Annotated in this window: 1 protein-coding gene; it reads left to right on the top strand. The window is 46.4% G+C overall.

What is annotated here, in order from left to right; genetic code table 11:
- A partial coding sequence (locus tag NE665_RS22620) for a ZmpA/ZmpB/ZmpC family metallo-endopeptidase-related protein (protein WP_256302648.1) occupies positions 1 to 10,026 on the top strand: 10,026 nt, incomplete at both ends.

Raw genomic sequence — 10,026 nt, 5'->3', positions numbered from 1 at the left:
GGGCAGGGAGAAATCACCCTGTATGGACGAATGGAAAACACGGATCATATATCAGTTACTTTCAAGGAAAAGAAGGAGCCTGTAAAGGTCGAGAAGCAGGAGAACGGCTTGTATCAGGGAAGCTATATGCCGAAGGAAAACGGAAGCTATGTGTTCCAGAGCGAAGCGGCAGATGATGCACCTCTTGGCATGACCGCAACCTATGAAGTGACCGATATAACGGAACAGCCGAAGGAAGAACCGAAGAAAGAAGAACAGTCGGAAGTGAAGGAAATCCATATCACGAATGAACAGGGCCTGAAGGATATCGCCAAAGCACCGGATAAGACGTATATCCTGGACAGCGATATCACGGTTACCGCTGATTCTATCATGGTAGAAAAAGAATTCACAGGAACATTGGAAGGGAACGGCCATGTGATCAAGGGCTTGAAGCAGCCGCTGTTCACTTCGTTGAATAAAGCAACAATAAGGAATGTGAATCTAAGTAGTGAGATCAGCAGTACCAGTAATACAGCAGCGCTGGCAGTAGATGCAAAGGATACGAAAATCGATGGAGTGGGGATACTGGCGAAGATAGCATCACAGCGATCCGCTTCCGGTATGCTGGTCAGTGCAGCGAATACGAGTATCGGAAATAGCTATGTGAGCGGGGAAATCACAGGGGAAGCAGGAGCTTCCGGTTTTGTCGTCTCCGGAAATGCAGAAATAAGCAACAGCTATGTAACGGGAATCATCGAAGGCAAGCAATCCGCATATGGATTCGGAAAAGAAAGCAGTATCACAAACTGCTATGCGGCCGTGTATGTGGAAGGCAAGGAAACAGGCAATTTCAATGGAGAGAGCAGTAAGCTGGAAAATTGCTTTTATGATATCAGCGTGGCATCGAAAGAAGAGTTGCGAGCACAGGAATACACAAGTGCGCAGCTGATCAGCGGAGATCTGGCAATAGACGGATTCCAACAAACGAAGGGAAGCTATCCATCTTCAAAGAAAGAGATCACAGACAAATACAGTGAAGAGGCAAAGAAGCTGAGTGCGCTCAGTACACTGGCAGTCAGTACGCAGACAAGTCTGATGGGACTGACGAAGGATGTGGCACTGCCCTCCTCAACAGGGAAAGAAACTGTCTCATGGAGTGCAGAGGGAAATGTCGGAGTTTCCGGAAATGCCGCGATTGCAAAGGTAACACGCAGTCTGGATCAGGATACGGAAGGGACGCTGGTCGCAAGAACATCCAGCGGAACGCGCGTGATGAGAGCAGCCTCCGCAAAGCTGTTGGCAGGAGAAGAACCGCAGGCAGGGCAGTCGGTGGCAGAGAAGACAACGAGCATCAGCTTCAATATGAAAGCGAATCACTATTATCTGATCACGACGGATGACGGCATGAAAAGTAAACTACCGGCAGACCATAAGGCAGCCATCGCTTCAGGGTGGAGAAGATACCTGTGGGATGGAGCAATCAGCTGGGATGGTCTGAACTGGAATACGACCTATCATGTGTATGACTATGATCTGAAGGATACAAAGCAGGCAACCTATAAAAGCATAACAACGAAGAAGGGACAGATCGGCGGAAGCATCCAGTTGTCGGAAGAAATGGCAGCCGGAGCTACCCTGACAGCAACACTGAAGGAAACCATGACGACGAAAGGAAGCTGGAAATGGGAGAAGGCGGAATCACCGACGAGTACGACATGGACAGAATTATCAAAAGAAACAAGTGCGAAAGAAAACAATATATCAAGCAGCTACGTACTAAAACAAGATGACAGCAGTAAGTATATCCGAGCAACCTTTACCGCAGCAGATGATGCATTTGAGGGCAGTATCACAGCAAGCAGTAAGACCGTGGTCAAGGCGCCCCTGAGCAGCATCAGCATTTACAATAATACGGAACGTACTGAAAAAGCGACAGATGCGGATATGATCGTAGATAAGCGACTGTATGCATGGGTAGAGCCACAGAACTTCGATACAGAGGTGGAATACACGTGGCATCATTATAATACGGACGGTACTGAGAATGATGAGATACTGGGCCGTGGAAATTCCTATCTGTTGCAGGGAAAGGATGTCGATAAGCACATCTATGTCAAGGCGAGCGCAAAGGGAGAAGGCGGAGCGAGCGGAACTGTGATCAGTGGGCAGTTCACACAGGCAGTCAAAGCAGCACCAACCGCCGTGCCTACAAAAGCTCCGGTACTGGCAGTGGATGAAGCAACCTCGATCGAAGACACATCGGTAACTGTCAAGATGCCGGAAGCCTACACAAAAGGAAACGGTCTGTATCAGTTTGCATTCAAGCCAGAGAACGAAGAGAAGCAGGAATTCAAGGTATATGCCAGGGGGAGCAATCCGGTAACGATCACAGGCCTGCAGCCGAACTCACTCTACTATATCTATGTCCGTGCAATCGGGGAAAACGGTCATCTGAATTCCGCGTACACGAGCCTCTATCTGGAGGTAAATACCAAGAATCCATATGTGAAGGGAACTCTTGAAATCTCCTCAACAGGAAGCGGCTATCGATACGGAGATACGTTGAATGCTAAGATAACCGGCGCAGATCCTGATCAAACCGGGAATTATGCATGGTATCTTGTCAATGATGATGGAAGCAGAGGAAACCGTGTAACGACACCATCACCGACCGGGAGAACGATCCAACTGAAATCGACGGCCTATATCGGACATCGACTGGAGGTCGTGTTGACAGGGACCGGGAATTATGGCGGAGAGGTGAGTGCACAGAGTGAAGTCATCAAGCTGGCCATACAGGAAGCACCCGTCGAAACACTGATATACAATAATGTAAAGACGGATGACAGTGTCAAGGTCAAAATCCCATCGATAGATATCGAAGGAGAGACATTGAATATCGGCTACTCCAAGCTGGAAAACGGTGTTCCGGAGGAGTATCGTCCTGGAGGGAATAGCGGCAGCTTCACACCGGGACAGGATATCGTGGTGGAGGGACTGCAGAGAAATACGACATATTATTTCTTCCTGCGATTCGCCGGAAACGATAAGCACGAGAAATCGGATTGGTCACAGAGCAGCATAAGGGTCAAAACGGAACAGACCGAGTTTGATGGAGAAATCAACTTTGTATATGGAAGTGCCGGAACCGCACCGACACAGGGAGAGCGTTTGGAAGCGAGCTTGATAAAAAAGGGTTCACCTGGAGGTGCAGAGCCGAATACAGTGGATGGCGTATGGAGCTGGTACAAGCAGGCACCCGGTCAGGAAAAGGAAGTAATCAAAAACTTCTATCCGGGAGAGGATGGCCGCTCTACATATTATGAGATCCCGAAGGATGAGGCGCCGGGAACGATATACAGTGTTGCATTTGAATTTCAACAGGACTACAAGAAAACACAGGATAACGGAGCTGTCGTTGGATCCGTAACAGCAGAGTCAGCGGCGCTGCTGCAATACGATCAGGAAAAGATGGACAAAGCAGATGGAACTAAGCTGAAGGAAGCGAAAGAGCTGGCAACAGACTCCACGATCACATTCCAGATGGAGGGGACAGCAGGACTGGTATATGGATTCCGATACAGCAAAGGAACCGATGTGGAAACCGCAGAGCCTGCCGATTATGACACATATACGGGAACGAACGTAACGATCAAGGGATTGGAGCGAAATACAGAGTACCATATATGGGTAAAGGTAAAGGGCAACGAAAATTTTGCGGACAGTGACTGGTCAGACGCGTATCTGACTGTGGAAACGAAGAAGACCAGTATCCTTGGATATGTGGAGATCGATGGTACAAATACCGCTGGACAGAAGCTGAGCGCAGTGTACAATAAAGCGAATTATATGCCGGTAGGCAATGATACGGATGGAAGCTGGCAGTGGTATCGAGAAAAAGACGATGGAAGTTTCGAGGAGATCACAGGAGCGACGGATAAGGATTATACGCCAACGAGCAATGATATCAAGAAACGATTGAAAGCGAAATACAGTGTACCCGGAACAAGCAGCTTCATCGGTAGTAAGGAAGCTGTAACGACAGAGATCAAGAAGCAGCTGGCAGTGAATCCTGTCATCAAGAGCTTTGTACAGGGGGGAGATACCGCAGCGAGCCGACCGACACTGGATTTTGAATTGGAGGCATATGAAGGCGTATGGTATCGGATCCAGAATGCAACAGAGGATGCACCGAAGGTTCCAACGGAGACCACGGAAGAAGCACTGAAAACCGCTAAATGGACAAAATGTACAGGCAGTAGCATGAATACGGAAAAGGACTATGCAAATGCCTATCTGGAAGCAAATACAGAATATGCGCTGTATGTAGTTCGACCGGAGACAGGAGATACGCAGGTCAGCAGTATCATAACGGAGAAAACGACGATCGGAACGATCACGCAGAAAGGAACGATGAGTGTAAAGAACACGACGGATGTCAAGGAAGCGGAAGATGGCAGTATCACATATAAGGAGATCAGCAATCCAGTCGTGGGGAAGACGATCACAGCAGAGCTGGAGAATGCAAACAACGTACAGGGAACATGGAAATGGTATAAGAGTACGACTGATTGTGGTGCGAACGGTACGATCGGAGCGCCGGCAGCCGACAGTGAGTCGTGGATGCAGCTGGCGAGTGGATATAGTCCGACAATCAATAAGGCCTATAGTACGCTGACGATCAATGAGGATCTGTGGAAGCACTATATCAAAGCAGAATTCGTACCAAATAATGAGATAGGCTATGGTGGAGCTAGCATCAAGAAGGTGAATACGAATTATGTCAGAAAGATCTATAATGAGCAGATTACCATTGAGTCAAGTACGAAAGATGGAAATGGGAATTATGCGGCGTATTCTAATACAAAAATAACTGCAACAGTTGATAATTGGAGTGGAGAAAGTCTGTCAGGAAGATTAAACGCATACATCAATGACTTAACACCATTAGAGCTGACTGGCGCATCTATTATTGATAATAGGCTGTCTGTAACATTAAGTAATATGAGCGGGCGAAATGGAGAAAATGTATATGCACGATTAGGTATGCCTGATAATATTATGCTTTATGTAGATGATGAATTGAAAGCTATCTCCTCAGATACTAAATATAAAAGTGATCGAATTCCCTATAAATATGGTATTCCAATTAGTAATGCAGATGAGTTATACAAATTTATAACGAAGCAAGAACCATTTGCAAACAGCGCAGCTCATTATGTATTAACAAATAATATAAATATGAAGGGGAAAACGGTTTCTACTGCTGATTTCAAGAATGAATTGACAGATACCGGTAGCTTTGATGGTGACTATCATACCTTAAGCTATATGAGCTCGCCTGTAATCTATCGAATGAGCGATAATTCTGTAGTTCAGAATCTAATTATCCAGAATGGAAACATCAATATGACCGGAGATACTCCGGGAGCATGTGTTACATCATTGACAAACGGTATTGATATGACAATAAAAAATATATTTCTTATAGACTCTGATTTGGCTAGTGAGTGGGATACAGGTTATATCATGGGAGGACATGGTGAAGGCAAGCTGACTGTTACAAATGTAGGATCAGTTGGAGGTAGTGTTAAGGCGGGAAGAGCATTGGGTGGATTAGTCGGAAATGCGGCAAATCTTTCAACTGGAAGTTCATATTTTAAAAACATGTTTATTTTAAATATAAAATTCGGTACTTATGGTGCGGGGCAAGGAGCTGCTGGAATGCTTGGTTTTATCGGTTCAGGATCTTCAAAGGTTGAAAATATTTATCTGGCTCTACAAAATTTTAATTCACTAAATGTTGTAAGTAACAGAACATCAAATATTACATTAAGTAATGCATTTTACGATTCTACGATTATGCCAAATGCTGTTATAAAAGGATTTGAAGGTAGAGTGCATGGAAAAAACTCCTATGAAATGACGACCGATGATTTATTTAATAGCGACAGCGAATGGGTAAATAACGCTGGATACTATCCTAGACTTAAATGGATACAAGATCATCCGGTTGTAGCACTATATACAGCAACAAGAGGAGCATTTGTATCTGAGGATGGACTTACAAATAGCTCGGATATGTTCAATGGGAAGATTTCCGGTGCGATAAAAATACCGGAGGAATTACAGAAAAATTCTTATTCTATCAGTTCTAGTAATTCTAATATTTTGAAGGTTACAGAAGGTGGGACAATCTTACCTGTTGGCGATGTAGGAAAAAGTGCTGACATCACGATTACATATACTGAACCGGATGCTACGATTGGCGGAACAGCTTCTAATACATATAATTTCACTATAAAACAAAAGGTTAAGGCACTGGAATCTGTCAATCTTACAGGTGATACGAATCCTGGAAAAAAACTTAAGGCTACAGCGACAGGGGCATCCGGTATTAAATATCAATGGTATCGCAGAAAAACAGGCACAACGGCCAGAGAAGCAATTTCCGAAGCTACTTCTGATACGTATACGATAAAAGCCTCTGATGTTGGGTATGAAATCAATGTCGATGTTAGTGCTACAAATTATGCGACGATGTCCTCCGGCTTCACAAAAGCGGTGACTTCTGTTAAGCCTACAGGCATCGAAGTTCCGACGGATATACCTGATAATTCTGTAACGGTTAAAGCACAGGGCGTTGAAGGTGCTGATTATGAATATGCCTATGCAAGCTCCCTAAATGGAAACAAGATCATTGCCGGTCATTCTACAGATGCATTCACGATCTCCGGCCTTTCCAGAAATACTACATACTGGCTCTTTGCCAGAGTGGCTGGCGGCTCCGGTTATGAGGCGAGTGAGTGGAGTGAAGCGAGAGAAATACAAACCAGCCGCACTGATATCGTCGGTCCGGTGAAGACGAATGGTGAGGTCAATATGGAACGTGAGATTCGTGCCTATATTGGTGACGATAACCTTCAAAAGGGTACGTGGAAGATCGAACGTATCCATACAGACGGCACAAAGCAGGATATCACTGCAAAAGCAAATAAGAAAGAACAATATGATATCTATTATACACTGACGAAAGAGGATGTCGGCAGTAAGCTGTGCTTCACCTATAACGGTGCAGGGGATTTCAAAGATCCTTCCAAAGCAGCTGTAGCGTATACCACGCCTACGATTCTAAAAAAAGCACAGGCCGCACCGAGTGAGCCAACAGGCGAGATGGTCGATGCACATACGATCGAAATCAGCCATGCCGGCACCGGAACATACGATTTTGGGTATACGGAAACCGCAGGAAAAGTTAGCCAGCAGATGGATAACGCTGGAAATGGATATGCCGGAAATACAGCGGTGAAGGTTACAGGACTGAAGCGTAATACGATGTATTATGTCTATGCCAGAGCTCATGAGAAAGAAGAATATGAGCCAAGTGGCTGGTCAGCGTATACGACTGTGACGACGGATAAATCTCCAATCACGGGAAGCAGTGAGATCACAGTATCCGGAACAGAAAAGGTCGAGGAAACGATCACCTTCGATGTGAAAGGCACGAAGGATGATACGAAGGATCTTACCGGTATCTGGGTCCTGGAGAGAGTCGATCAGGACAATAATACGAATACTGTATTGGGAACAGTCGATGCAGAGAACGCCAACAGGATCAGCTATGAGCTGAAGCCGGAGGATGCAGGCTATAAGATCAGAGCCACATTTAATGCGAATGGTGACTATAAAGGAAGCTGTACACTGATGACGGCGGAGATCCAGAACGCAGGACAGATACTGGGAACCGACGTCAACGCATCGATCGATGGTGTACAGCAGTATCAGGCGACATTGAATGTCACAAAAACAGATGATACTGCAGCGATCTATGAATTCGGATATCGAAAGCATGATGAAACAGGGGAGATCAGCTCCAATCATGTCACGGTGACCTGGAACAAGGATGTCGTGATGAGCGGGCTGTCGAGAAACACCGATTATGATTTCTTCATCCGTAAGGCCGCAAAGATCGGATATGATGCCAGCGATTGGTCGAAGATCAACACAACTGCAGTCAGGACGAAAAAGTCGTTACTGTTGGGGAACATCTCAGTTGGGGATAATCAAAAGCCGAGTGTGGAGAGTACGATCACAGTTTCTTATGACAAGGGAATCTATCCGGACAATGCGGACGATACGGGAAGCGGCAGCTGGCAGTGGTATCTGGGGGATGAGCCAGTGCCGGAATCAGAAGGAGGTACATCAGCTTCCTATAAAATACCACCAGTCGATAGAAATCCGGAGGTAAGGGTGAGCTACACCGCAAAAGAAGGCAGCAGCTTTACCGGCTCGATAGAGAGATCCTTTGGAAAGGTATTCAAGGATGATCATCTGACACCGAAGGCTCCGACAGTAACTTCAAAGGGAGAGGATAATACGCAGATTGGAAGTCTGCTGCATCTTGTGAACAATGAAGAGAAGATCGACGATATGTATTATTATCTGCAGTCTTCTGATATCGACGATCTGCCAGCTCTGGAGATATCGGAGGATGTTGATAAAGCGGCAACAAGCAAGGTCGATAATACGACGACAGCCAATACCGGGCACTGGATCAAGGTGACAGCGAAGGATATGGATATCCGAGTGGAGGCGAACCGCAGCTATGTGACCTATGTCGCAAGGCTGGAATCGAGAAGTCATGCGGCGAGCGGTATCAATTCAACGAGGTCTGTCAAGAGTGAGAAGGAACCACTGGTAAGAGTAGGCTACGATAAGATCGAGGAAGCAGACAGCAGTGTGGAATGGAAGACATTGCAGTCCAAGACACTGCGGTATACGGTGGATGGCAAAGCGCCTACGGTCTCCTGGAAATATTACGTATCAGCGACGAAGGATGCATCTGCAAAATGGCAGAATATCGATGCCGAGATGAAGGCGTTGGATGACTGGCGAGCCGATGACATCAGTGCAGATGGTAAGTATGCCATGAGCCGATTCCAGATCCCTTTAAAGTATACAAATCAGTACCTGAAGGTCACGATGACTGGGGTTGATGATTATTCTGGAACGATCACCCATATCACGGAAAACCCACTGGAGGGTGCATTGATCACAGGAACCGCCAGAATCGAAACGACGGATACGACGAAGGTCCTGGATACGCTGGGTGCTTCCTACCTGGGGGAAGATGAAAAGAACGGAACCTTCACCTGGTATCGACAGCGTGTAAACGATGCGGATATGCCGATAGAGGAAGCAGCTAAGATCGCTGATTCACAGACTACGGGAAATACGAGTACCTATTCACTGACACCTCTGGATCTGAACTGCATGGTCTATGCAGTCTATACGGCGGCTGAGAATACCGAGTATGTCGGCAGTGTTCAGACAAACGGGATCATCGTGCGACAGAAGGCAGAGCAGAATCGGCCGAATGCACCGACGAAGGTGAGAGTGAATGGAAACAGTATCCAGTTCAGTACACCGACAAACTATAAGACGGACAAGACGGTCGATATCCCATATGTACAGGTCGGCTATCTGCGATATGTAGACGATCGGCCGGTCGATGATGCAGGAGCTATCCTGACTACGAAGGAAGCGATCGAAGCCAATATCCACTGGCAGAGTGAAGAAGAATACAAGGCACAGGAAACGTGGTTCTATGGTCTGAAGAAGGACAGTGACTATAAGCTGTTCGCAAGATTCATACCGACCGCTGCGTATGACCAGTCTGCGGTAAGTGAACCGAGTGCAGTCATCGCAACAGAGCATGCGCTCTTCCGTGAGGATGCGTTAGTGATCCAGGATGTTGTGGATATGCGACAGGCAGATGCCAGACCAAGCAATATCGGATCACAGATCCAGTTCAGCTATAGCGGAGAAGGCTATGACGAAGGAGAGTTCCTCTTACATAGAAGCAATGGGGAGACGATCCCGGTAGACAGTGACAGAGTAGTGATGGATAAAACTGCGAAGACGATCAGCTACAGCTATACCTATACGAAGGAGGATGTCGGCTCCTACATCACGGTGGAATACAAAGCGAAGGAAAATGCTGCCCATTATCAGGGAAGCATAAAGAAGACGAATTCTGTCATC

It is taken from the genome of Clostridium sp. DFI.1.208 (assembly GCF_024463855.1).
Lineage (GTDB): Bacteria > Bacillota_I > Bacilli_A > Erysipelotrichales > Erysipelotrichaceae > Clostridium_AQ.
The sequence above is the reverse complement of the archived record's forward strand: the minus strand, read 5'-3'. Positions and strand labels throughout refer to the sequence as shown.